We start from the raw sequence: 23,573 nt of genomic DNA on the forward strand, positions 1-23,573 counted from the left end.
CGTGTTCCCGCTCACCCACCACGCCGACGTCCCGACCGACGACCGGAGCCACGTCCGCCATGACCGGAGCGGGTGCGGCCCACCCGCACCCCCGACGGCTCCCTCACCCACCATCCGTCCGGCTCGTCGGCCGTCGCACTCTCCACCACCGCACCGTCCGCGGAGACATCGCTCCGCGCAACACTGTCCGCGATCGCGCCGCAGAAGGGCTGAAGCCACCTCATGTCCGCCGTTCCCCCTCCCGTATCCGAGACGTCACCTCAGGTCGGCACCGTCCACGGGGCGGTGCGCGGCACGCTGGAGGACGGTGTCGCCGTCTTCCGCGGTATCCCGTACGCGGCCGCACCGGTCGGCGCCCGCCGTTTCCGGGCGCCCGAGCCGCCGGAGCCCTGGGAAGGGGTGCGGGAAGCGGTGGCGTTCGGGCCGACCGCGCCCAAGCGGCCGTACTCCCCGCCGCTGGACCGGCTGCTGCCCGATCCCGACGTGGCGGGCGACGCCTGCCTCAACCTCAATGTGTGGACGCCGTCGCCGGCGCGTACCGGGCTGCCCGTCCTCGTCTGGATCCACGGCGGTTCACTGCTGCACGGCTCGTCGGCCGTGCCGCTGTACGACGGGGCGGCGTTCGCCCGTGACGGTGTGGTCCTCGTGTCGGTCAACTACCGCCTGGGCATCGAGGGGTTCGGGGTGTTCCCGGACGCGCCCGCCAACCGGGGGCTGCTCGATCAGCTCGCGGCGCTGGCCTGGGTGCGGGACAACATCGCGGCGTTCGGCGGTGATCCGGATCTGGTCACGGTGTTCGGTGAGTCGGCGGGGGCCATCAGCATCGCCGCCCTGCTGGCCGCCCCGCGTGCCAAGGGCCTGTTCCGGCGTGCGGTGCTGCAGAGCGGTGCGCCGACCGCGCTGCCCCTGGGCGACACCGCCCGCCGCACCACGGAGCTGATCGCCAAGCGGCTGGGGGTCGCGGCGACGGCCGGGGCGCTGGCCGCGGTGGACCCGGCCGAGCTTCTGGCCGCGCAGACCGAGGTGACGGCCGGCGGCTCCCCGCTGACCGGCGGGAACTCCTTCCAGATCGTGGTGGACGGCGATCTGCTGCCCCGTGATCCGCTCGAAGCGCTGCTGGCCGGCGCCGCGAACGATGTCGATCTGCTGATGGGCACGAACAGTGAGGAGTACCGGCTCTGGTTCGTGCCGAGTGGTCTGACGGAGCGGCTGTCCAGGATCAAGCTGCGGCTGGCCCTGCTGAAGTTCAAGGTGCCTGGCGCCACGGCGCGTACGTACCGCGAGCACCGGCCCGGCGCCACTCCGGGTGAGCTGCTCGGGGCGCTGGCCACCGATCTGCTGCTGCGCGTCCCGCTGAACCGGGTGGCCGATGCCCGCTCCGGTGCCTCGGGGAGCACCCATCTCTACGAGTTCGGCTGGCCGTCCCCCGTGCTGCGGCTCGGCGCCTGTCACGCGCTGGAGATCGGCTTCGTCTTCGACACGCTGGACCGGCCCGACGCGGTGGCCCTGGCCGGCGAGGACGCCCCGCAGGAGCTGGCCGACGCGATGCACGCGGCGTGGGTACGGTTCGCCGCCTCGGGTGACCCGGGCTGGCCGTCCTGGGACACGTCCCGCCCGGTAATGGGCTTCGGCCCCGGAGCCCCTGCCGTGGTGCACGCCCCTCGCGACGAGGAGCTGCGCGGCTGGGCACCGTACCGGAGGAACAGCTGAGACCGGTCGGTCTGCCGCGGACAGCGGTGCGGATCGGCGGTCCCCGGCCCGTGGGCCGGGGTCCTCCCGGCCATCAGTCCTTGTTCTGCGCCGCCCAGAACTCGTCGAACGTGAGCAGCCCGTCGCCATTGCCGTCGTGCGAGTTGATGACGGCCTGGGCCACCAGCTCGGTGACGTAGTGGTCGCCGAGCTGAGCCATTGCGCTCTTGTACTCGGCAGCTGATATCAGCCCGTCGCCGTTCTGATCGAACCGCTCGAATGCCTTGCGTGCCGACTCGATGTCCGCCACAGTTCTGCCCCTTCGTAATGCCTGACCGATGCCCGACCAAATGTCTGACTGACGGGGGTCAGATTAACGGGCGCGACGGATGGCGGTCGCGGCGGCCGGTCGTCGATCACGAGCGGGGTGCCCGGCGCCCGGCGGGCCACGGTCCGGACCGCCGAGGAGGCGCGCGGCCGGCGGCTGGGGGAACGGCCGGCGCGGGCGGCCCGGCATCTGGTGCCGGACGCGGTGGTGTGGGCGCAGCAGTCGCCGGGGAACGCCCGCAGTGTGCGGACGTTCCAGGCGGCGGGCTACCGGCCGGTGGGCTCGAAGGCCCTGTTGGTCGCGGGGTGAGGGCTCAGAGCCTGTCGGGGGACCTCTGGTCGAAGGTCACCCGACAGGCTCTCAGCGGATCAGCTGCGCCACGGCTTGTAGTGGGGGTTGTCGACGCACTCGCTCATGATCTCGGTCTTGGTCGCCTGGTCGATCGGGCACGCCCCGACGATGAACGTCCGGTCGATGCCGCCGGGGAAGGCGACCTCCACCTGGTCGGCGTACTTGTGGGTGTCGCCGATCGTCTTGTTCACGTCGACGCCTCCGGGGGCGTCGACGTAGTAGTTGAACGCGCTCTTCCACCGCTTGTACAGGTCGTGGTCGTATGTGGTGGAGACGAACGGCGAGGGCTGGTTGACCAGGACGTACTTCTCCAGGTCGTACTGGCCGTAGACGATGTCCCTGGCGTGGAAGCCCTCGTCGAAGATGGTCTCCGGGCCCCGGCCGTCCGCCCGGTAGAGCTGGCGGCAGTTGTCCCGCCAGGAGGGCTGCGGGGTGATCCGGCCGACGTCGACGGGGTCGGCGGCGGCGAAGAGATGGTCGGTGACGACCGGGCAGCCACCGGGCTTGAAGGCGACGGCCCCGGAAGCAGCGGCCGGGGCCGCGGCCGGGGAGGCCTCGGTCGCCGCGGCGGGGACCAGTACGGCGGAGAAGGAGAGAACGACAACTGCGGCCCGACGCCGCAGACGAGAAGTGATCATCATGTTGATCACTGTCTCGGCAGCGCGGCGCCGGGCCGGGGAACGTCACCCCAAGGTGAGCGTGTTCGGTGAGATGTTGACGCCGGGTGTCAGCGGAAGACGCCTGTGTGGCCGAGCGAGTAGCGGCCCGGCTGCGGGTAGACGGCGAGTCCGTGCGGGCCACTGTCCACCGGGATCCGGGCGAGCTGTCTGCCGCTGGCGGTGTCGATCGCATACACCTCGGAGTCGTAACGCCCACTCAGCCAGAGGACCTTGCCGTCCGCCGAGACTCCACCCATGTCGGGGCTGCCGCCGTCCGGCAGGTGCCATTTCTTCACCAGCTTTCGCTGGGCGAAGTCGAAGACGGAGATGGAGCCCTCGCCCCGGTTGGAGATGTACATCTCCTTGGAGTCGCGGCTGACGTAGAGGCCGTGGGCGCCCTTGCCCGTGGGCATCAGCTTCGGGGTGGTGAACTTCTTCCCGTCCAGCATCCACACCCCGTTCGCGATCATGTCCGCGATGTAGAACGTGCCGCCGTCGGGCGACAGTTTCACGTCCTGCGGCATCGCGCCGGTGATCGGCAGCTTCTGCCGGCCGACGACCTCCATCTCCTCCGTGTCGACCTTGAGGAGTTCGCCGGAGAACTCGCAGGAGACGATGAAGTACCGGCCGTCCATGGAGAAGTCGGCGTGGTTGACGCCCTGGCAGCTGACCGGGACGGTCTTGGCCGTCTTCATGGTGTGGGCGTCGCGGAAGACCAGTTCACGGTCCATCGAAGCCATCACCACGGCGTACTTGCCGTCCGGTGTGAAGTAGAGGTTGTACGGGTCGGAGACGGGCACCGTGCGGCCCACCTTGCCGGTGGCCGGATCGATGGCCGTGAGGCTGTCGCCGATGTCGTTGTTGACCCAGAGGGTCTTCATGTCCCAGGACGGGACCACGTGCTGCGGCTGGCGGCCGACCTTGATGGTCTCGATGACCTTGTACGTCGTGGGGTCGATCACCGAGACCGTGTCGGAGTTGGTGTTGGGGACGTACACCCGGGACGGGAAGTTCTTGACGGCCGGGGAGAGCTTCCCCGGCCGGTCGGCCGCGTAGACGTCCTTGGCGTCGAGCACCGGCGGCATCCCGGGCAGCCCCGGATCCGCGGGCGGTACGGGCGAGGTGAGGCGCTTCGGTTTGACGGGCGGTGCGGCGGCCTCGCTGCCGACGGCCTCGGCATTCCCCTTCTCGGCGGGGGTGCCGCAGCCGGCGAGTACCGCAAGGAGGACGCCCCCGAGCAGGGCCGCGGTGTGCTTGGTGGAGGAAAGCATCAGGTCAGCAGCTCCGTGGTCGTCACCGCGCGCAGTTGGCGGCGGTCGATTTCGGTGAGGAGGAGGGGCAGGGCGGCGACCGTGTCCACGTAGCCGAAATGCAGGCTCACCACCGATCCGTGGCTGATCTCCCCGGCCACCTTGCGGGTGCCGCCCGCGCCGCCGGAATCCACGCATCCGGCAGTGAGGGCAGCCCCTGCTCCCGCGCGCAGGACACCGCGGCGGTGCACCGGTGCGTCGGAGACGTTCATGTGCAGACACAGTAGGTGCGAAATGTGCAAAAAATAACAATGCGGACTCATGGGCGGCGCGAATGAATCATTCGTCGAATTGCATAAATATTCACAGTTTTCCAGGCAAGTGGCCCATAACACCTGCGATTCGGCGAGATAATGTCACGTTACGACCCCGAAATGCCATGTTTGCACCTTTGGCGGCGAGGTCGCCCATCTGCCATAGTCGGTGACACGACCGCATCGACCCGAGCCGGTCATCACGAGCGGCCGTGAACACACCCCCCATTTCACGGCCCCCACACAGCAGCCCCCGAAGCGCCCCACCACGGCGGACCGGGGGTTGCTGTGTATCCGGGCACGGGCCCGCCGCGAGTCAGCGGTCGGAGATCCGCATCTCGAACCAGGTGGTCTTGCCGCGCGGCAGCAGATCCACACCCCACCGGTCGGAGAGCTTGTCGACGAGGAAGAGTCCCCTCCCACTGACGTCCATCTCCCGGACGGGCATCAGACAGGGCAGTCCACGCGAGGGATCGCAGACCTCGATCCTGATCCAGCCGCGACGGCGCAGCATCCGTAACCCGAAGACCCGGGCACCGGTGTGCCGTACCGCATTGCCGACGAGCTCCGAGACGAGCAGCACGGCGTATTCGGCGGTCTGCGCAGGGAGCGCCCACTGACGCAGCACCACACAGGAAGTGAGCCTCCGGGCGGTGGCCGCGGACTCCGGACGGGAGGGCAGCCGGACTTCGCCCTCCGCCGGATTCCCGAACAACTCCAGTGCTCTGAATGCCTGTTCCTCGTCGACAGTCGACATCCAGCGTGCCGCTGTCGCGCCGCCGCGCGGTCGCGGCTGTTCCACACCCTCCAGGCCCGCCATGCACACCATCATGACCGCAAGGCGCACACTCCGGGGCCGTTCCGAAGGAATCCGCACCCCGGAATGAGCCATGCCGCAGAGATCGACAGTCATATGCCAATGGCAGAATGCCGCCCGGTGTACCCCCGCTGACCTGCCCGGATACCGCACCCGAGCGGGGTTGCCAGTCTCTTCGGACAGCGGGGCCTCAAGGTCCTCTCAAGGCCCCGCTAATCCCCCCGCACGGATGAACCCGCGTCATTCTGTGCCCAACTGGCATTCGGTCAGAGGAACTTGGCCTTGCCCGGACCCTCTTCCACAAAGCTGCGCATTCCGCGCTCCCGGTCCTCGGTGGCGAACAGACCGGCGAACCAGTTCCGCTCGATCGTGAGCCCGGTGTCGATGTCCGTCTCCAGGCCGGCGTCGATGGATTCCTTGGCGGCGCGCAGCGCGAGGGCCGGTCCCTTCGCCAGCGCGGCGGCCCAGGCGTGCGCCTGCTCGTACACCTCGGCGGCGGGCACCACGCGGTCCACCAGACCGATCGTCAGGGCCTCCGCGGCCTTCACATGGCGGCCGGTGAAGATCAGGTCCTTGGCCCGCGAGGGGCCGATCAGCCGGGCGAGGCGCTGGGTGCCGCCCGCGCCGGGGATCAGCCCGAGCAGGATCTCGGGCTGGCCCAGCCGGGCGTTGTCGGCGGCGATCCGGAAGTCGGCGCAGAGCGCCAGCTCGCAGCCGCCGCCGAGCGCGTAGCCGGTGACTGCGGCGACGACGGGCTTGGGAATCCGGGCCACCGCGGTGAAGGAGTCCTGCAGTGCCTTGGACCGCACGACCATCGCCGTGTGGTCCATCGCCTGCATCTCCTTGATGTCCGCGCCCGCCGCGAACACCTTCTCGCCGCCGTAGAGGACCACGGCACGCACATCGTCGCGCCGGGTCGCCTCCTCGGCGAGTTCACGCAGTCGGTCCTGGGTGGCGACGTCCAGGGCGTTCATGGGCGGACGGTCCAGCAGGATCGTGCCGACGCCGTCGCGTACTTCGAGGGTTACGGTCATGAGAGGCAGGTTAACCGGCGCTCACGCGAGCGGGCCCGGTGCTGTTGGTCACAGCACCGGGCCCGCTCGTGTTCCGTACGACGGGAGCTACTTGGTCCACTCCGACCAGGACATGTTCCAGCCGTTGAGGCCGTTGTCCGGCTGGATCATCTTGTCCTGGGAGTTCTTCACGACCACGACATCGCCGATGAGCGAGTTGTTGAAGAACCAGGCCCCGGAGGTCTTCTTGCTCCAGGCGCCGCGCACGTCCGGCAGACCGACGCAGCCGTGGCTGGTGTTGGTCGTACCGAAAACGCCGGAGCCGCCCCAGTAGTTGCCGTGAATGAAGGTGCCCGAGTCGGACAGGCGCATCGCGTGCGGCACGTCCTTGATGTCGTACTCGCCGCCGAATCCGACGGTGTCGCCGTTCATCCGGGTCACCTCGAACTTCTGGCTGATGACCATCTGACCGTTGTACGTCGTGGTCGCCGGGGCGCCCGCGGTGATCGGGATGTCCCTGATCTGCTTGCCGTCGCGGACGACCTTCATCCGGTGCGTGTCCGCGTCGACGGTGCTGACCTGGCTGCGGCCGATGGTGAAGGAGATCGTCTTGGCCTGCTTGCCGTAGACGCCCGGACGGCCCTCGACACCGTCGAGGTTGAGCTTCACAGTCACCTTGGTGCCCGCGGCCCAGTACTCCTCGGGGCGGAAGTCGAGGCGGTCGTTGCCGAACCAGTGTCCCTCGATCGGCACGGACGGCTCGGACGTCACCTCGATGGCGTTCTCGACCGCGGCCGGGTCGGTGATGCCACGGGTGAACCGGATCGAGACGGGCATGCCGACGCCGACCGTGGAGCCGTCCTCCGGGGTGTACTGCCCGATGAACGTGTTTTGCGGGACCAGCGTCGTGAAGCTGGTGTCCTTCGCCGACTCACGGCCCTTCGCGTCCTCGGCGACCGCGTGGACCCGGTACTTGGTCGCTGCGGCCAGATGCATCTGAGGCGTCCAGCTCGTGCCGTCCGCCGCGACCCTTCCCTCGATTTCGGTGCCCTTGGGGTCGGTGACCTTGACCGTGGTCAGCTTCCCCTGCTCGGCGGAGATCTTCAGCGCCCCGCTGGTGGCGACGGCGTCCGCCCCGTCCTTCGGCGCGATGGTCACCACGGCCTGCGAGGCGGTGGTGTCATCGGCCTTCGCCCCGTCCTCGCGGCCCTTGTTCCCGCTGCCGGCGTCGTCTCCCCCGCCGCACGCCGTCACCAGCAACAGCAGCGCACCCAGTACCAGAGCCAGCAGTCCGGTGGCCCCACGTCCGCGCCGCCCGCTGTCCGCCCCGGCCGATGTCCCCGATGTCGGCTGCCCGTTCAATGTGCTCGTCTCCCCTCACACGGCCTGGCCCCGCCAAGGCCCTGGGAGCCCGCAGGCCCCCGCCCCCGCGCGCTACACATGCACGCTCAGCGAAAGATAATCACACTGACCCGAGGGAGATGACCCCCAGAATGTCACTGTTCAGTCATAACTTGCCCCGGGACTCGGCCGGGTGGCGGGGGGCACGGGTACGGCGGGGCCCGCCCGGGCCTGTGCTGCCCTGATCCACCGGACAGGCTCTCAGCTTGAGATTCAACCTCGCCGTTCGAACACGGCCCTCCGCCGTGCCGGCTGGGCGTTTTCACCCGATTCGACCCCGTCGCGGGCGCGTTGGTCGCGCCTGAAAGCGCCGGTCAGACGTATTCGAATCTGCTGGGTTGAACAACAGGCTCAAGGAAGATCCGACGAAGCCTGGCGGAGGGCGGAGCCGGCCTTCCACCGGCTCCAGTTCAGATTCCAGCCTCCGAGTCCGTTGTCCGGTGCGACCTTCTTGTCCTTGGAGTTGACGACCTCGACCACATCTCCGACGAGTGTCCGGTCGAAGAACCAGCCGGCCGGGGTGTCGCTGCTGCCGCCCTGCACATCGCTCAGCCCGACGCAGCCGTGGCTGACGTTGGCCGAGCCGAAGACGTCCTCGTCCGACCAGTAGTTGCCGTGCAGGAAGGTGCCGGAGTTGGTGAGCCGGAGGGCGTGCGGGACGTCCTCGATGTCGTACTCGCCGCCGAAGCCGACCGTGCGGCCGTCCATCCGGGTCACCTCGTGCATCTCGCTGACGACCATCTTCCCGTTGTACGTGTCCATCCCCGGGTAGCCCGCCGTGACCGGGACCGTGGCGACGAGCCGGCCGTCGCGGCGCACCTCCATCGTGTGGGCGGCCACGTCGACACGAGACGTCTGGGAACGGCCCACCTTGAAGGTGACCGTCTTGTCCTGGGTGCCGTACACGCGTGGCGCACCCTCCACATCCCGCAGCCCCACCTTGACGGTGACCTCGGTGCCCGGCGCCCAGTAGGCGGCGGGGCGGAAGTCGAGACGCTTGTCGCCGAACCAGTGCCCCACCACCTCGACCGCCGGAACCGAGGTCACCCGGATGGCCTTCTGCACGGCCGCACGGTTCTTGACCGGGCGGTTGAAGTCGAAGGAAATGATCATTCCGGTGCCGACCGTGGACCGGTTCTCCGGTTTGAAGTAGCCGATGAAGCGGTGTCGGGGGACCGCCGTGGTGAACGTGGTGTGGCGGGCCGAGCGGTGCCCGGCACCGTCCACGGCGACCGCGTCGACGCTGTACTCGGCGGCGAGCCTGAGCCGGCCCGTCTCCCCCCGGGGCGCCCAGGAGAGACCGTCCTGCGCGATCCGGCCCGGTACCTCCTGACGCTGCGCGTCCTCGATCCGCGTCACCTTGACGCTCTCCAGCCGCCCGTCGGGAACCTTCACCTCCATCCGGTCGTCCGGACCGACGTTCCTCGCCCCGTCCCGCGGGCTGATCGTGATCGCGTCCTGCGGGGAGCGCTCCTTCTCGCCGAAGATGGATCCGGCGCCGGTGCAGCCGCTCAGCAGGGCCGGCACGGCGAGCAGCCCCGCCCATGTCAGCACGGTGGCCGAGCTCGCCACCGCCCTCTTCGCTACGTGGTTCACGTCCCCCCAACGACCGGGGCCGGTCGGGGGAAACGTGAGTGCGGGCGCCGGTGTGGGCAGAACAGGGGGGAGGACCACACTCGGGGAGCCACGGCCAAGACGCCGTGCGCTCCTTTTCGGTGCCGGTCCCCACGAGCCGCGGGAGGCGAGCAGGTGTCGAGCGCAGCCGAGCAGGAGGCAGTGCAGGAGACGGAGACAGCGGACGGGCGGGAGGGAGTGCGGCAGGCCGCGCCGGGGCGGCCTGCCGCCGTGTGGCCCGGCGCCCCGATGCCGCTCGGGGCCCGCTTCCGGGTGGGCCCCGACGGGGTGGCGGGCACCAATTTCGCGCTCTGGGCGGGCGGCGCGGAGGCCGTCGAGCTCTGCCTCTTCGACGAGGAGGGCGGCGAGACACGCCTTCCGCTGACCGAGCTGACCCATGAGATCTGGCACGGTTTCGTGCCCGGCGTACGGCCGGGTCAGCGGTACGGCTACCGGGTGCACGGCCGCTGGGACCCCTGGACCGGTGCCCGCTGGAACGCGGCGAAGCTGCTCCTCGATCCGTACGCGCGGGCCGTGGACGGCTCGTTCACCCTCCCGGCCGAGGTATACGGCCACGTGAGGGACTGGCCTCAGCAGCAGGTCGCCGACACCGTGCGCGACGAACGGGACTCCGCTCCGTACGTGCCGAAGGGAGTCGTGGTCCACGATGACGACGACTGGGTGGAGGACCGCCGGCCCAAGACCCCGTGGGCGGACTCGGTCATCTACGAGCTGCATGTGCGCGGCTTCACCAAGCTGCACCCCGGAATCCCGAAGGAGCTGCGGGGCACGTACGCCGGTCTCGCCCATCCGGCGGCCATCGGGCATCTGCTGCGGCTCGGCGTGACGGCGGTGGAACTGCTGCCGGTGCATCAGTTCGCCCACGAGGACCATCTGCTCCGGCGCGGCCTGCACAACTACTGGGGCTACAACTCCATCGGCTACTTCGCCCCGCATGCCGACTACTCGGCGAGCGGGACCACGGGCCAGCAGGTCGGCGAATTCAAGCGGATGGTGCGGGCGCTGCACGACGCCGGCATCGAGGTGATCCTCGATGTGGTCTACAACCACACGGCGGAGGCGAGCGAACTGGGCCCGATGCTGTCGCTGCGCGGCATCGACAACCGCGGCTACTACCGGCTCCAGTCCGACGCCCGCAGATACGCGGACTACACCGGCTGCGGCAACACCCTGCATGTGGTCCAGCCGCACGTCCTGCGGCTGATCACGGACTCGCTGCGCTACTGGGTCACGGAGATGGGTGTCGACGGCTTCCGCTTCGATCTGGCGGCGGCGCTGGCCCGCTCGATGCACGACGTCGACATGCTCTCCCCGTTCCTCGCGGTGATCGCCCAGGACCCGGTGCTGCGCCGGGTGAAACTGATCGCCGAGCCGTGGGACGTCGGCAACGGCGGCTACCAGGTGGGCGCCTTCCCCCCGCTGTGGACCGAGTGGAACGACCACTACCGCGACGCCGTACGGGACTTCTGGCGCGGCGCCCTGCCCGACGTACGCGATCTCGGCTACCGGCTGACCGGCTCCAGCGATCTGTACGCCTGGGGCGGCCGCCGCCCGTACGCCTCGGTCAACTTCATCACCGCGCACGACGGCTTCACCCTGCGTGATCTGGTCAGCTACGAACAGAAGCACAACGAGGCCAACGGCGAGGGCAACCGGGACGGCACTTCGGACAACCGGGCCTGGAACTGCGGCGCCGAGGGCGAGAGCGACGACCCCGGGGTCAACGCGCTGCGCCGTCGCCAGCTGCGCAATCTGCTCACCACGCTGCTGCTGTCGACGGGTGTGCCGATGCTGGTCGCGGGCGACGAGATGGGCCGTACGCAGGGCGGCAACAACAACGCGTACTGCCAGGACAACGAGGTCAGCTGGCTGGACTGGTCACTGCTCGACCGGCCCGAGTGGCGGGCGCTGACCGAGCTGACCTCCCGGGTCCTCGCCCTGCGCCACACCCACCCGGTGCTGCGCCGCCGCGCCTTCTTCTCCGGTCGGGCGCAGGCGGCGGACGGTCTGCGGGATCTCGCCTGGTTCACCCGGCAGGGTACGGAGATGACGGAGCAGGACTGGTACGCACCGGCCGCGACGGTCGGGCTCTATCTCTCCGGACGCGACATCCCCGGCCGGGACGCACGCGGCGAACAGGTCACCGACGACAGCTTTCTGGCGATCCTGCACGCGGACCACCGTCCGAGCGATTTCCGGCTTCCCGGGCCGCCGTGGGCGCAGCGTTACGAACTGGTCCTGGACACCTCGCGGGAGGACCAGGCCGTGGCGCCCGGCACCGTCCACCGTGGCGGCGGGACGCTGACCGTGCCGGCCAGAACGGTGCTGCTGCTGCGGGTCAGGGGGTGAGGGTCAGCCGAGGATGCCCCGGTCGTAGCCGATCGCGACGGCGGCGGCCCGGTCCTTGGCGCCCAGCTTGGCGAAGACATGGGTGAGGTGCGTCTTCACGGTGGCCTCGCTGATGAACAGCTCGGCGGCTATCTCACGGTTCGAGGTGCCCTTCGCGACGAGTGCGAGCACCTCGCGCTCCCGGGCCGACAGCGACTCGTTGCCCGGGGCCGCCGGGGTGCGTACCCGTGACACGAGGCGGGAGGCGACGGCGGGCGAGAGCACGGTGCGGCCGTCGGCGGCGGCACGGACGGCGGTGAACAGCTCATCGCGGGGCGCGTCCTTGAGCAGATAGCCGGTCGCACCGGCCTCGATCGCGGGGAGGGTGTCGGAGTCGGTGTCGTACGTGGTGAGGACGAGGACCTTGGAACGGGCGCCGCGCCCGGTCAGTTCGGCGATGGCGGCGACTCCGCCGCCGCCCGGCATCCGCAGATCCATCAGGACGACATCGGGGTCCAGCCGGGCCACGACGTCGACCCCCTCCACCCCATTCGACGCCTCGCCGAGGACCTGGAAGCCCGGGGCCGAGTCGAACATGCCGCGCAGACCGTCCCGTACGACGGGGTGGTCGTCGACGACGACGAGCGTGATGACGCGTCCGGAATCCTCAGCCATGGCAGACCAACCGTACGGGTCATGTGCTGTGCCGCACCAGTGGCACCCGGGCGCAGACCGCTGTTCCGCGGCCCGGCTCCGTCTCCACCTCGACGGTGCCCGCGATGCGTTCGGCGCGGGCCCGCATGCCGCCGAGCCCGAAACCGCCCGTGCCGCTGTGCCGCGGCAGGGCGGCCGGGTCGAAGCCGCAGCCGTCGTCCCGTACGTCCAGGGCGAGTTCGTCGCCCATGAAGGACAGGGTGATGCCGACCCGCGAGGCCCTCGCGTGGCGGCCGGCGTTGGCAAGGGCTTCCTCGGCGACACGGAGCAGGGTGGCGGCTATCTCGTCGTGGACCGGCTCGACGGTGCCGGTGACGGTGAACTCGGCCCGGATCCCGTGGCGTTCCGCCCAGCCGGTGACCGTCTTCTTCAGCGCGCCGGGGAGGTCGTCATGCTCCAGTGCGGCCGGGACCAGATCGTGTACCGAGCGGCGCGCCTCCCCCAGGCTGTGCCGGGCGAGGGCGGCGGCACGATCGAGGTGCTGCCGGGCCAGTGCCGGGTCGGTGCCGGCGACCGAGGTCACCACCTGGAGCTGGGCGATGATGCCGGTCAGGCCCTGCGCGAGGGTGTCGTGGATCTCGGCGGCCAGTCGGCGCCGCTCGTCGGCGACGCCCGCTTCGCGGGCCTGGACGAGGAGTTGGGCGTGCAGGCCCGCGTTCTCCGCGAGGGCCTGTTCGAGGCGGGCGTTGGCGGACTCCAGTTCGGCGATGGTGTCGACCTGGGCGCGGGTCTGCTCGGCCTCCCGGTCGCCGATCTGGGCGAACACCATGGTGAGGGTTGCGTGCAGGGCGAGGAGGACGCCGAAGGCGATCCAGTTCATGAGGTCGGCCGGTGGGAGGCCGCTGCCGGACTGCGAGCCGGCCATGATGACGGCGGTGACCAGCAGCCCGACGCGCACGGCCCGTTGCGGAAGCAGCCGCCCGGCGTCGAAGTAGCCGAGCACCGCGAACATGGAGAAGAACGGGTTGCACCAGGTCAGTACGGAGGCGAGCGTCGTCCGGGCGACGAAGTAGAACTGCGCCGCCCGCGACTGCGGGGGAACACGCGGACAAACCCGCCCCCACCAGAGCTGGAGGACGAGCGCCGCCGGGACCAGCACCGCGGCGACGTACACCTCCGAGCGGGACATGATGAGTTCGGCGGTCACGGCCGAGACCGCACTGGCCAGGCCGAGCAGACCGTACGGCCCGTACCGGAAGAACCGTTCCCACCACTGTGCGGCCGTCGTCGCTCCGGTTGTGCTCGCCTCTGTCATGTCCCCCGTTTTCATGGGTGAAGTCTCTCCCGGAACGGTCACTCCCACCGGAACAGTCGGGTCGCGAGCAGGGTCACCACGGCCGCCCACAGCGCCATCACGCCCAGTTGGGCCCAGTCGGGCCAGCTGCCGGACGCCGCCCGGTCCAGCGCCTGGGAGGCCGCGCCGAACGGGGTGATCTGAACGATGCGCCGGAGAATGTCGGGCATGGTCTGCACCGGGATCCAGACCCCGGCGGTGAACATCATCACGAGGTAGACGACCGAGCCGATGGCGGCGGAGGCCTTGGTGGTGCGGGAGAGCGCACAGAGCAGCGCGCCGAGGGCGAGGACACTCGCCGTTGCCAGGAGCAGCGCCAGGACATAGCCGAAGGGCTGTCCGGGCAGCGTGACGCCGAAGGCGGTCCGGCCGACGGTAATCACCAGCGCGGCGGAGCCGAGGGCCGCGGCGCCGTGCAGGGCGATCTGCGAGGTGAGCAGGGCGGACGGCCGTACCGGAGTGGTCGACATACGGCGCAGGATGCCGCGCTCGCGGTAGCCGGTGAGAACGGGCGGCATGGCCTGCAGTCCGGCCATGATCATGGCGAGCAGCACCGACACCGGTACGTACAGATCGATGACGCGACGGCCGCCGAGCGCGTCGTCGGGGTCCCGGAAGGACGGGATCAAGCCGAGGATCGTCAGCAGCGCGGTCGGGAAGACGAGGATCCAGAACAGGCTGCCGGGCTCGCGGAGGAAGAGCCGTGTCTCGGTCCTGAGTACCGCTGCCCATGGAGTGGGTGTGTTCATCGCCTTGGCCGGGTTCGCCGTGGTCATCTCAGGCCGCCTGTTCTGTGAGGTCGAGGAAGGCGTCGTCCAGCGTCGCCTCGGTGACGCGGAGTTGGTGTGCGGTGATGCGGTGGCGGGCCAGCAGCGAGATCACCGCGTTGACCGTCTCGTCGGTGCCGTTGATGACGATCCGGCCGTCGTTCCGTTCGACGGAGACCGCCCCGGGCAGCAGGCGCAGCTCGGTGTCGTCGAGCGGCTGTGAAGGCGTGAAGGAGATGACCGTGGCGCTGTCGGCCCTGCTGATCAGGCCGGACGGGGTGTCAAGGGCGACGACCCTTCCCTTGTCGATCACGGCGACACGGTCGCAGAGCCGGCCGGCCTCTTCCATGAAGTGGGTGACCAGAAGGACCGTCACGCCACTGTCGCGTACGTCCTCGATCAGCTTCCAGGTGTCCCGGCGGGCCCGCGGGTCCAGGCCGGTGGTCAGCTCGTCGAGGACTACGACCTCCGGGTTCCCGACCAGGGCGAGCGCGATGGACAGCCGCTGCTTCTGACCACCGGACAGTTCGGTGAACCGGGTGTTGTACTTGGTGTGCAGTCCGAGCCGTTCGGCCAGCGCGCGCCAGTCGGCGGGGTTTGGGTAGAAGGCGCTGTACAGCTCCAGCGCCTCGGCCACGGTGATCTTGGGTTGCAGCTCGCTCTCCTGGAGCTGGGCGCCGAGCAGCCGGGTCACCCGGTCGTGGTCGGCGACGGGGTCGAGACCGGCCACACGGACCGTACCGGCGTCGGGCACCCGCAGTCCCTCGACGCACTCGACGGTGGTGGTCTTGCCCGCGCCGTTGGGGCCGAGGATCCCGAAGATCTCCCCCTCGTCGACGGCGAAGCTCACTCCGTCCACGGCGGGGCGCCCGGCGTAGGCCTTGTGCACCCCGTTCACTTCGATGATTGCCATGCCTACGAGAATCGTTTCTCAGGGAGCGGCACACCATCGTCCATCGCGCTCGAAGCGGCGTCGGCCGATCGGTTGATACGGGCTACGACCTACGGGCTCCGGTACCGCCGGACGGCCGAAAAACCACATGAACGATGTCAGTGGTGAACCGTAGGCTCGCGTTTGATGCCAGAAGAACATGTAGAGCCCAAGGACAGGTCCACCGTACGAACCCTGTTGCGGTTGTGGCCCTATGTGAGGCCGGTGCGGAATCGCCTGTTCGGTGCCGCTCTTGTCGCGGTAGTCGCCTCCTGTATCGGCCTGGTGATCCCTCTCGTACTGAAGTGGATCGTCGACGGCCCGGTGGCGGACCGTGATCCGGGTGGTGTCTGGCTGGGCGCGCTGTACCTGCTGCTGCTGGGCATCGCCGAGGCCGTGCTCTTCGGGATACGGCGGTGGCTGGTTGCCCGGCCGCTGGTCGGGGTCGAGGCGTCGATGCGGGCCGACCTGTATCGGCATCTGCAGCGGCTGCCGGTGGCGTTCCACGACCGCTGGCCATCGGGGCAGTTGCTTTCGCGCGGGACCACGGACCTGATGCTGGTTCGCATGTTCCTGGCTTTTCCGCTGACCTTCCTGCTGGTCAACGGAACGACGATCCTGATCGGTTTCATCATTCTGCTGATGCAGCAGTGGACGCTGGGGCTGGTCCTGCTCGCCCCGGTGGTGCCGTTGGTGATTCTCTGCTCGGTCTTCGAGACGAAGTACTCGGTCGTGGCGCGCAAGGCGCAGGACCAGGTCGGTGATCTGACGACCGTCGTCGAGGAGAGCGTGCTCGGCATCCGCATCATCAAGGGCTTCGGCCGGCATCGCAGCCAGGCCCTCGCGTTCCGTGCCCTCTCGCAGCGGCTGCGCGGCACGGAGCTGAGCAAGGCGCGCCTCCTCGCGGGCATCTGGGCCGTCATCACGACGATCCCCGAGCTGGCCATCGGGGCGGCGCTGGTCCTCGGCACAATCCAGGTCGCGGACGGCGGGCTCTCGGCGGGCACCCTGGTCGCCTTCCTCTCGACGGCGCTCGCGCTGCGATGGCCGATCGAGTCGATCGGCTTCCTGCTGGCGATGAGCCAGGAGTCGGCGACGGCGACCGAGCGGTTCTTCGAGGTAATGGATGTGGCCGAGGAGGAGGACACGGCCGCGGCCGACGGCTGCACGCCGAAGGGCACGGCCGGTCACGGCGAAATGGTCTTCGAGGGTGTGGAGTTCCGCTACCCCGACGCGGAGCCCGGTTCCGTACCCGTACTGTCCCGGATCGATCTGCGCATCCGCCCCGGCGAGACGATGGCTCTGGTCGGAGCCACCGGCTGCGGGAAGACCACGCTCACCGCTCTCGTGCCGCGGCTGCACGAGGCCACCGGGGGGCGGATCACGCTGGACGGCAGGGACATCACCGCTATGCCCCGGGAGGAACTGCGCCAACTGGTGTCCGTGGCGTTCGAGGAGCCGACGCTCTTCTCGGCGACCGTCGGGGAGAACGTGCTGATGGGCGCCGAGGGCGCCGGGGAGGAAGAGCTGCGGCGGGCGCTCGCCGTCGCGCAGGCCGACTTCGTGTACGACCTGCCCGACGGCATCGGCACCCAGGTCGGCGAGCAGGGCCTCAGTCTCTCCGGCGGCCAGCGGCAGCGGCTCGCGCTCGCCCGCGCCGTGGTCGGCCGGCCCCGCTTCCTGGTGCTCGACGATCCTCTCTCCGCCCTGGATGTGCACACCGAGGCACTCGTGGAGGCCGCCCTGCGGCAGGTGCTTGAGGAGACGACGGCAATCGTGGTCGCGCACCGTCCGTCCACCGTGATGCTCGCGGACCGGGTGGCGCTGCTGTCGGAAGGCCGAATCACCGCTGTCGGCACGCATCAGGAACTGCTGCGCAGCAGCGCGGAGTACGCCTGGCTGATGTCGGGCGCCGGAATCACGCCGGAGGGGGCCTTTACCGAGGACGCCTTCCCCGACACGTCCGACGAGGACCCCCTTGTGCCGGACGTCCCTGCCGAGAAGGGCCGCACCCGATGACCAGTACGACGACGACCGGGCCCGCCGGGCGGCGCGACGCACGGAAGAAGGCCGAGGACCCGTCCCCCTCCGACGATGCCGGGGATCAGTTCGACCGGGACGATCTCCCCACGCCCCGTGGTGCGACCCGCGCACTGCTGATGTCGCTGCTCCGGCCGCACCGGGGCCGATTGCTGGTGTCCGCACTGTTGCTGCTGATCCAGCAGGCGGCGGTGCAGGCGGGCCCGCTGCTCGTCGCGTACGCCATCGACCGTGGTGTGCCCGCCTTCCGGGACAAGGAGTACGGGCCGCTGATCGCGGTGGCTGTCGGGTACGCGTTGTGCTCGGCCGCCGCGGGCGGCATGCACTACGCGTTCATCCGGGCCTCCGCCCGGATCAACCAGGACGTGCTGCTCGATCTGCGCGGGCGGATCTTCCGGCACGCGCAGGCGTTGAGCGTGGATTTCCATGAGCGCTACACGTCGGGCCGGCTGATCTCCCGTTCCACCACGGATGTGGAGTCGCTGCGGGAACTGCTCAGCGAGGGGCTGCAGGAGCTGATCGGCATCATCCTGTCCTTCGTCTCCATCTCGCTGGTGCTGCTCTGGCTGGACTTCGGTCTCGGCGCGGTAGCGGTGCTGTCCTTCGTACCCCTGTATCTGCTGGTACGGCTCTACCGGCGGCGGGCTGGAGTGCTGTACGCGGCACGGTCCACGGCGGTCGCCGCGGTCATCGTGAAGTTCGCCGAGTCCATGAACGGCATCCGTCCCGTCCAGGCCTTCCGCCGCGAACGCATCAACGACCGGCACTTCGAGGACCTCAACAGCGCACACCGTTGGGTGAACGGCGGCGCGATGCTGGAGATGGCGCGCTATGTCGTCGGCTCCCGGCTGGTCGCCAACACGGCGGTCGCCGGGATCGTGCTGTGGGGCGCGTACCGCGTGGCGTCGGGCACACTGGCGCTCGGTGTGCTGGCCGCGGCCGTGCTCTATCTGCGCCGGCTGTACGACCCGATCGACCGGCTCGGCATGTTCCTCAACTCCTACCAGTCGGCCGCGGCTTCGCTGGAGAAGATCGCGGGCCTGCTCGCCCAGACCCCGTCGGTCCCCGAGACGTCGGATCCGCGGGAGCTGCCCGCGCTCACGGGTGAGCACCCGGGCCGCGCGGTCGTCTTCGACTCGGTGCGGTTCGCCTACCGGACGGGCGGCGAGGTGCTGCCCCGCTTCGATCTGACGGTTCCGGCCGGCCAGACCGTGGCCGTGGTCGGTTCGACGGGCGCGGGCAAGTCGACGCTCGCCAAGCTGCTGGCCCGCTTCTACGACCCGACCGAGGGCCGGGTCCTGCTCGACGGGACCGATCTGCGGGAGCTGGCCGTTCCCGAGCTGCGGCGGGGTGTGGTGATGGTGACCCAGGAGGCGTTTCTCTTCTCAGGAACGGTCGCCGAGAACATCGCGATCGGCAGCCCGGACGCCACCCGCGAGGAGATCGAGCAGGCCGCCAAGGCGATCGGCGCGCACGATTTCATCGCCGGGCTGCCCGAGGGGTACGACACGGACGTACGCAAGCGGGGCGGCCGGATCTCGGCCGGTCAGCGCCAGTTGGTCGCGTTCGCCCGGGCCCTGCTGGCGAACCCGTCGGTGCTGATCCTCGACGAGGCGACGAGCTCTCTGGACATCCCCGGCGAGCGGGCGGTGCAACGGGCCATGGACACGGTGCTGCACGGCCGCACCGCGGTGGTGATCGCCCACCGCCTCTCCACGGTGGAGATCGCGGACCGAGTTCTGGTGATGGAGCACGGGCGCATCGTGGAGGACGGTGCCCCGTCCGAACTCATCGGCGGCACGGGCCGCTTCGCCGGGCTCCACCGGGCCTGGCAAGAGAGCTTGGCGTGACGGGGCGGGTTCCGGGCGGCTCCGGGCGGCTCCGGCGCCTGCGCCTTCACCGCGCTCGCCGGTCTCGCCGGTCTCGCGGACCTCGCGAAGTCCGACGACGGCGCCGGGACGAAGGCGGTGTGGATCCTGCGCCGGGCGTCTCCGGCTCCGCCTTCGGCGGCGGCACCGCCGATCAACTGCCCGCCCGCGGCGCCCTCGGCTCGCCACGAAGGCCGCCGTGAACCACGGCCACGCCGACGCGGCCACAGCGAGCGCTCCCACGCCGGACGACATACATCCGAGTCGTCCGACGCGGGCTACTCAGCAACCGCGTCGAGGTCCCGGAGGTCGCCGACGGGCACAGGTTTGATCGGCAGATGGGCGGAGAAGCGTCCGCCGAGTCCAATCGTCTGCTCACGTGCCGATGCGAGGATCGTGCCGACACTGCTCTCGCAGTAGCGTCCCTGGCAGGGGCCCATGCCCGTCCGGCAGGAGAGCTTGACGGCGTTGACGTTGCTGACGAACGGTGACGATTCGAGGAAGTCGTCGAGTTCGCCGCGCGTGACCAGTTCGCATCGACAGACGGTGGTTTCTCGCGTCGCCAGGTCTCCGAGCGCGCCACGGACTGGTTCGAACATGCTTTGCACAACAGCGGAGAATCGTGTCGATGCGTGGATGCCACGTTCTGCTTCGGCGAAGGCCGCGGCCGACACGGTGCGTCCGAGGCTCGCGGCGATCCCGAGACCCGCGAGCGTACCCTCGGCGCGGGACTGGTCGGCGCCGGCGACGCCCGTGGGCTCGCCGGCGACAAACACCCCGGGGACGGATGTCTGCAGCCGTTCGTCGTGTGCAACCACCCAGCCACCCCGCGGCGAATCAAACGCGAGCTCGCATCCGATCTGACGGGCGAGCTCCGTCGACGCGGAGAAGCCGTACCCGAGCACGAGATGCGATGCGGCAACCTCGCGGGGTGTGCCGGTCACCTTCCACCGCCGGTCGACCCTGGCAAGCTCGATCCGGGACACGTGTTCCGTGCCGTGGGCGGCCGTCACGATGGTCCGGGCCGAGACGCGAACGCCCTTGCGCACCAGCCGCGCCACGATCGCACCCGTCTCTGCGAGCATCCGCAGATGACCTGGTACTGCGCCGAGGGCGCGGATCATGTCCGCCGGCGTCGGGATGCTCTGGGCGAACGCGACCTCGCGCACGGGAACGCCGTCGCGGATGAGCAGGTCGGCCACGAGCAGCAGCAGCGGATGCGCCCCGGCCAGCACGACGTCGCCGACGGGTGCGATCTTCTGCGCCTTGACGAGGGTCTGGACACCGCCGGCGGTCATCACGCCGGGCAGCGTCCAGCCGGGGAAGGCGACGGGAAGGTCGTAGGCTCCGGTGGCGATCAGCAGCCGACGCGCGCCGATCACGCGCGTGCCGTGTTCCGGGTGATTGATCGCCACGCACAGACCATCCGGCTCCGCGTCGTCGTGCAGCAGGCCGATCGCCGACCAGCCGAACTCCGTCGTCAGCCGCGGGTCCGTCTCGAAGCGCCGGATGAGCTCGGTGGCCCAGCCGTAGCCGGCGGTCGGGTGCAGGACGCTTCCGGTGAAGGTCTCGGGCGGCTGACGGAAGATCTGTCCGCCCGCCCGCTGCTGCTCGTCGATGACGACGACTGTCAGGCCGTGATCGGCTGCGGAGAGAGCCGCCGACATGCCCGCCGGACCCGCGCCTATGATCGCGAGATCAAACATCACAGCCTCCCTGGCGTCTTGATGACCATGCCCTCGCGCGCCGGAATGAGGCAGGTGCGAGTCAGCGGCCGGCCGTCGACCGTGGCGGCGCACTCGAAGCACGTCCCCATGTTGCACAGCGGCGCCCGCGGAGCTCCGACGCGGTCTCGTTCGAACGCGGCCCCTGCGGCGAGCATCGCCGCAGCCACCGTCTCCCCCGTACAGGCGCGAACCGGTTCGCCGTCCACGGAGATTGTCACGGCGTCGCCGCGTTCTTGCGCGGTGTGACGCCAGGATCCGTCTGTGGTCATGGGGCGCTCCCTTCCGCGAAGCGGGCCGGGTCGTAGGGTGCGAGGTCGATATCGGGCGAGCGCCCGGCGATGAGGCCGGTCAGCACCCGCGCGAAGCTCGGCCCGAGGGTGAAGGCCGATCCGCCGGTGGCGACGAACACCCCCGGCGCGCCCTTGACCGCGCCGACGAGCGGCAGTTGGTCGGGGGCCACCGTGGTCGCGCCGACCCAGCTGCGCACGGCGGGGACCCGCTCCAGCGCGGGAACGGTGTTCACGGCCGCGCGCGCGTTGCCGGCGATCGACTGCGGGATCAACTGGTGCTTGCGGTCAAAGGCCGGGACGCCGTGCGCGTCCCTCATCAGTCGTGCCGGCCACCCGCCGCCGATGAGGACCGTGTTGTCGAGCGACTGCTTGAGCGACAGGCGCGCGCCTGCGTGCTGGACGAGGTGGGGGATGAACTTGGGGACCTTCGAGGTGACGGTCATCGTGAGGGCGAGGGGGACGGTGGGGAGCTCGGCGTCGAAGACCCGGCCGAGCTCGGTCGTCCATACGCCGGCGGCGAGCACGACTGCTTCGGTCCGGACGGTGCGGGCCCGTTCGCCTCCCGCGCGGTCTGTCTCCCGAAGGGTGACTTCCCAACCGGTCGGCACGCGGTGCGCGCCGACCAGGCGGGAGCGTGCGCGCACGGTCGCGCCGGCCGCGATGGCCGCGCGTCCGACCGCGGGAGCGGCGATACGGGCGTCCGCCTTCCCTTCCAGGGCGCTGAGGTTGGCTGCGACGATGTCCCGTGAGAGGTACGGTGCGACGTCATCGAGCTCGGTGCGATCGAGCGTGCGCACGTCGAGGCCCCAGGAGCGTTCCAGCTCCGCCTTGAACTCGAGCATCCCGACCTGGCCGGAGTTCTCGGCGACCATGAGCCCGCCCGTCTGGCGCACGCCGAGCGGCTCTCCGATCTCCTCCTCCATACGCGCCCACATCCCGGCAGCGTCGAGGTGCAGCGGCATCGCCTCCGCCGCGACGCGCGCGGCCTGCCGGCCCGCCTCGACCATCCGGTATTCGAGCTGGAAGTGAAGGCTCCCCGCGTTCTGGCCCGAGGCGTGCTGGTTCACCTGGTCCTTGTCGACCAGGAGCACGTGCGCCCCGTCGCGGGCGGCCATCCACGCCGTGAGGCAGCCGAGCAGGCCGCCGCCGACGACAACGACGTCGTAACGCTCAGTCATCGGCGAGGGAAACCGTCTCGATGCCGAGCTCGTGCAGGGTCGCCTCGACGCGGGCGACCTCGTCCGGCGTGAGCTCAAGAAGCGGCGCCCGCACGAATCCCGCGGGGATGCCGCGCAGCCGCAGTGCGGTCTTGATGATCGCCTGCTGGTTGCCGAACTGCACGCCGTAGTCGGGACGGAACCACGCGTCCATGTACACGCGGTCCCTCTTGCCCAGTTGGACCGCGCGCTCTCGGTCCCCGGCGTCGACGGCGTTCCAGAAGTCGGCCTGGTCGCGGCCGAGGATGCCGCCCGTTCCCATCAGGCCGTCGCCGTGGCCGAGCATCGCGAGGTCGGCGCCGAGCGCGTTGGTGGGCAGACCGAAGTACCGCACGTCGCCCTCCAGCGCGTACATCCCGGCGAGGAAGCTCGCGAAGTCTCCCGTCGAGTTCTTGATGGCGACGACATTCTCGATCTGCGCGAGTTCGGCCAGCAGTTCCACGCCCATGTCCACGACGCAGCCGCGCGGCCAGTTGTACACGGTCATCGGGATGTCGGTGGCATCGCTCACCGCCCGGTAGAACGCAACGATCTCCTTCCCGTTGGGCACGATGTAGGGGGGCGGGGTGAGGAGGATGCCGTCGAGGCCTGCCGCCTGTGCCGCGCGGGCGTGGGTGATCGCCTCCTGCGGGGTGAAGGCGTTGCAGGCGCCGAGGACCGGGAATGCGTCGCTTCGGTGTTCGGCGCCCGCCGCGAACAGTTCCGCGCGCTCCTTCGCGGACAGGGAGAACCACTCGCCGCTGGTGCCGGCCAGGATCGCGCCCTGGATGCCCTCGTCGACGAGCCAGGCCATCTGCTGGTGCAACGCGTCGATGTCGAGCGCGCCCTCGCGGGTGAACGGTGTGGTGATGGCGGGGATGTAGCCGCGCCAGTTCACGGTGTTGCGATCCATGTCTGCTCCAATCGCCGGTCGTCCGGCGGTGTTCTTCCTGGGGTGTGC

Annotated in this window: 20 protein-coding genes and 3 pseudogenes; 7 read left to right on the plus strand and 16 right to left on the minus strand. The window is 69.9% G+C overall.

Annotation, left to right across the window (positions count from 1 at the left end; all coding sequences use genetic code 11):
* Window positions 1–72: 72 nt before the first annotated feature.
* A complete protein-coding gene (locus ACZ3IC_RS04850) occupies window positions 73–213 on the plus strand; it encodes a hypothetical protein (protein ID WP_467412635.1) in 141 nt (46 codons plus the stop codon).
* A gap of 9 nt (window positions 214–222) precedes the next feature.
* The gene (locus ACZ3IC_RS04855; RefSeq protein WP_467412638.1) at window positions 223–1,710 is read left to right on the plus strand and encodes a carboxylesterase/lipase family protein; all 1,488 of its coding nucleotides are present in this window, start codon (window positions 223–225) and stop codon (window positions 1,708–1,710) included.
* Window positions 1,711–1,783: 73 nt separating this feature from the next.
* On the opposite strand, the gene ACZ3IC_RS04860 is transcribed toward ACZ3IC_RS04855, so the two are convergent.
* The gene (locus tag ACZ3IC_RS04860) at window positions 1,784–1,999 is read right to left on the minus strand and encodes an EF-hand domain-containing protein (protein WP_467412639.1); all 216 of its coding nucleotides are present in this window, start codon (window positions 1,997–1,999) and stop codon (window positions 1,784–1,786) included.
* A gap of 150 nt (window positions 2,000–2,149) precedes the next feature.
* On the opposite strand from ACZ3IC_RS04860, the pseudogene ACZ3IC_RS04865 reads away from it, so the two are divergent.
* A pseudogene (locus ACZ3IC_RS04865) lies at window positions 2,150–2,326 on the plus strand (GNAT family N-acetyltransferase); the annotation flags it as partial.
* 59 nt (window positions 2,327–2,385) lie between these two features.
* On the opposite strand, the gene ACZ3IC_RS04870 reads toward ACZ3IC_RS04865, so the two are convergent.
* The 7 genes and pseudogenes from ACZ3IC_RS04870 to ACZ3IC_RS04900 form a co-directional block, all read right to left on the minus strand.
* On the minus strand, window positions 2,386–3,006 hold the full coding sequence (locus ACZ3IC_RS04870; RefSeq protein ID WP_467413138.1) for an ADP-ribosyltransferase: 621 nt from the start codon (window positions 3,004–3,006) through the stop codon (window positions 2,386–2,388).
* Window positions 3,007–3,095: 89 nt separating this feature from the next.
* A complete protein-coding gene (locus ACZ3IC_RS04875; RefSeq protein WP_467412642.1) occupies window positions 3,096–4,298 on the minus strand; it encodes a YVTN family beta-propeller repeat protein in 1,203 nt (400 codons plus the stop codon).
* Window positions 4,298–4,462 (minus strand): annotated as a pseudogene (locus ACZ3IC_RS04880) (polysaccharide deacetylase family protein); the annotation flags it as partial. The gene ACZ3IC_RS04875 and the pseudogene ACZ3IC_RS04880, both read right to left, overlap by 1 nt.
* A 445-nt stretch (window positions 4,463–4,907) precedes the next feature.
* On the minus strand, window positions 4,908–5,423 hold the full coding sequence (locus ACZ3IC_RS04885) for an ATP-binding protein (protein ID WP_467413140.1): 516 nt from the start codon (window positions 5,421–5,423) through the stop codon (window positions 4,908–4,910).
* Between the two features lie 251 nt (window positions 5,424–5,674).
* The gene (locus ACZ3IC_RS04890) at window positions 5,675–6,442 is read right to left on the minus strand and encodes an enoyl-CoA hydratase/isomerase family protein (RefSeq protein ID WP_467412645.1); all 768 of its coding nucleotides are present in this window, start codon (window positions 6,440–6,442) and stop codon (window positions 5,675–5,677) included.
* 87 nt (window positions 6,443–6,529) lie between these two features.
* A complete protein-coding gene (locus tag ACZ3IC_RS04895) occupies window positions 6,530–7,783 on the minus strand; it encodes a L,D-transpeptidase (RefSeq protein ID WP_467412646.1) in 1,254 nt (417 codons plus the stop codon).
* A gap of 390 nt (window positions 7,784–8,173) precedes the next feature.
* Window positions 8,174–9,418: a L,D-transpeptidase gene (locus ACZ3IC_RS04900; protein WP_467412649.1), complete on the minus strand. Its 1,245-nt coding sequence runs from the start codon at window positions 9,416–9,418 to the stop codon at window positions 8,174–8,176.
* A 153-nt stretch (window positions 9,419–9,571) separates the two neighbouring features.
* On the opposite strand from ACZ3IC_RS04900, the gene glgX reads away from it, so the two are divergent.
* Window positions 9,572–11,806: a glycogen debranching protein GlgX gene (gene glgX / locus ACZ3IC_RS04905; RefSeq protein WP_467412652.1), complete on the plus strand. Its 2,235-nt coding sequence runs from the start codon at window positions 9,572–9,574 to the stop codon at window positions 11,804–11,806.
* A 3-nt stretch (window positions 11,807–11,809) separates the two neighbouring features.
* On the opposite strand, the gene ACZ3IC_RS04910 is transcribed toward glgX, so the two are convergent.
* From ACZ3IC_RS04910 to ACZ3IC_RS04925, 4 genes are read right to left on the minus strand one after another with little or no spacing between them, the layout of a single operon-like run.
* On the minus strand, window positions 11,810–12,460 hold the full coding sequence (locus tag ACZ3IC_RS04910; RefSeq protein WP_467412653.1) for a response regulator: 651 nt from the start codon (window positions 12,458–12,460) through the stop codon (window positions 11,810–11,812).
* Window positions 12,461–12,479: 19 nt separating this feature from the next.
* Window positions 12,480–13,769 (minus strand): sensor histidine kinase, encoded by a 1,290-nt coding sequence (locus tag ACZ3IC_RS04915; RefSeq protein ID WP_467412656.1) that lies wholly within the window; start codon window positions 13,767–13,769, stop codon window positions 12,480–12,482.
* A 23-nt stretch (window positions 13,770–13,792) separates the two neighbouring features.
* Window positions 13,793–14,569 (minus strand): ABC transporter permease, encoded by a 777-nt coding sequence (locus ACZ3IC_RS04920; protein WP_467412658.1) that lies wholly within the window; start codon window positions 14,567–14,569, stop codon window positions 13,793–13,795.
* Between the two features lies 1 nt (window position 14,570).
* Window positions 14,571–15,473 (minus strand): ABC transporter ATP-binding protein, encoded by a 903-nt coding sequence (locus ACZ3IC_RS04925; protein WP_467412660.1) that lies wholly within the window; start codon window positions 15,471–15,473, stop codon window positions 14,571–14,573.
* Between the two features lie 165 nt (window positions 15,474–15,638).
* Between ACZ3IC_RS04925 and ACZ3IC_RS04930 the strand changes: the two genes are divergently transcribed.
* The 3 genes and pseudogenes from ACZ3IC_RS04930 to ACZ3IC_RS04940 all read left to right on the plus strand — a co-directional run.
* Window positions 15,639–17,510 (plus strand): ABC transporter ATP-binding protein, encoded by a 1,872-nt coding sequence (locus ACZ3IC_RS04930; RefSeq protein ID WP_467412663.1) that lies wholly within the window; start codon window positions 15,639–15,641, stop codon window positions 17,508–17,510.
* Window positions 17,507–19,381, plus strand: coding sequence for an ABC transporter ATP-binding protein (locus ACZ3IC_RS04935; protein ID WP_467412664.1), 1,875 nt, complete (start codon window positions 17,507–17,509; stop codon window positions 19,379–19,381). Before ACZ3IC_RS04930 ends, ACZ3IC_RS04935 begins: the two co-directional genes overlap by 4 nt.
* A gap of 6 nt (window positions 19,382–19,387) precedes the next feature.
* Window positions 19,388–19,628, plus strand: a pseudogene (locus ACZ3IC_RS04940) (flavoprotein); the annotation flags it as partial.
* A 49-nt stretch (window positions 19,629–19,677) separates the two neighbouring features.
* Here ACZ3IC_RS04940 and ACZ3IC_RS04945 read toward each other — a convergent pair.
* The 4 genes from ACZ3IC_RS04945 to ACZ3IC_RS04960 are packed head-to-tail and all read right to left on the minus strand — an operon-like array spanning window position 19,678 to window position 23,525.
* The gene (locus ACZ3IC_RS04945) at window positions 19,678–21,105 is read right to left on the minus strand and encodes an FAD-dependent oxidoreductase (protein ID WP_467412667.1); all 1,428 of its coding nucleotides are present in this window, start codon (window positions 21,103–21,105) and stop codon (window positions 19,678–19,680) included.
* Window positions 21,105–21,395, minus strand: coding sequence for a (2Fe-2S)-binding protein (locus tag ACZ3IC_RS04950; protein ID WP_467412669.1), 291 nt, complete (start codon window positions 21,393–21,395; stop codon window positions 21,105–21,107). The genes ACZ3IC_RS04945 and ACZ3IC_RS04950 overlap by 1 nt, the downstream gene beginning before the upstream one ends.
* On the minus strand, window positions 21,392–22,594 hold the full coding sequence (locus tag ACZ3IC_RS04955) for an NAD(P)/FAD-dependent oxidoreductase (protein ID WP_467412670.1): 1,203 nt from the start codon (window positions 22,592–22,594) through the stop codon (window positions 21,392–21,394). The genes ACZ3IC_RS04950 and ACZ3IC_RS04955 overlap by 4 nt, the downstream gene beginning before the upstream one ends.
* Window positions 22,587–23,525: a dihydrodipicolinate synthase family protein gene (locus ACZ3IC_RS04960; protein ID WP_467412672.1), complete on the minus strand. Its 939-nt coding sequence runs from the start codon at window positions 23,523–23,525 to the stop codon at window positions 22,587–22,589. The genes ACZ3IC_RS04955 and ACZ3IC_RS04960 overlap by 8 nt, the downstream gene beginning before the upstream one ends.
* Between the last annotated feature and the right edge of the window lie 48 nt (window positions 23,526–23,573).

This window comes from Streptomyces sp. NPDC002958 (genome assembly GCF_055563255.1).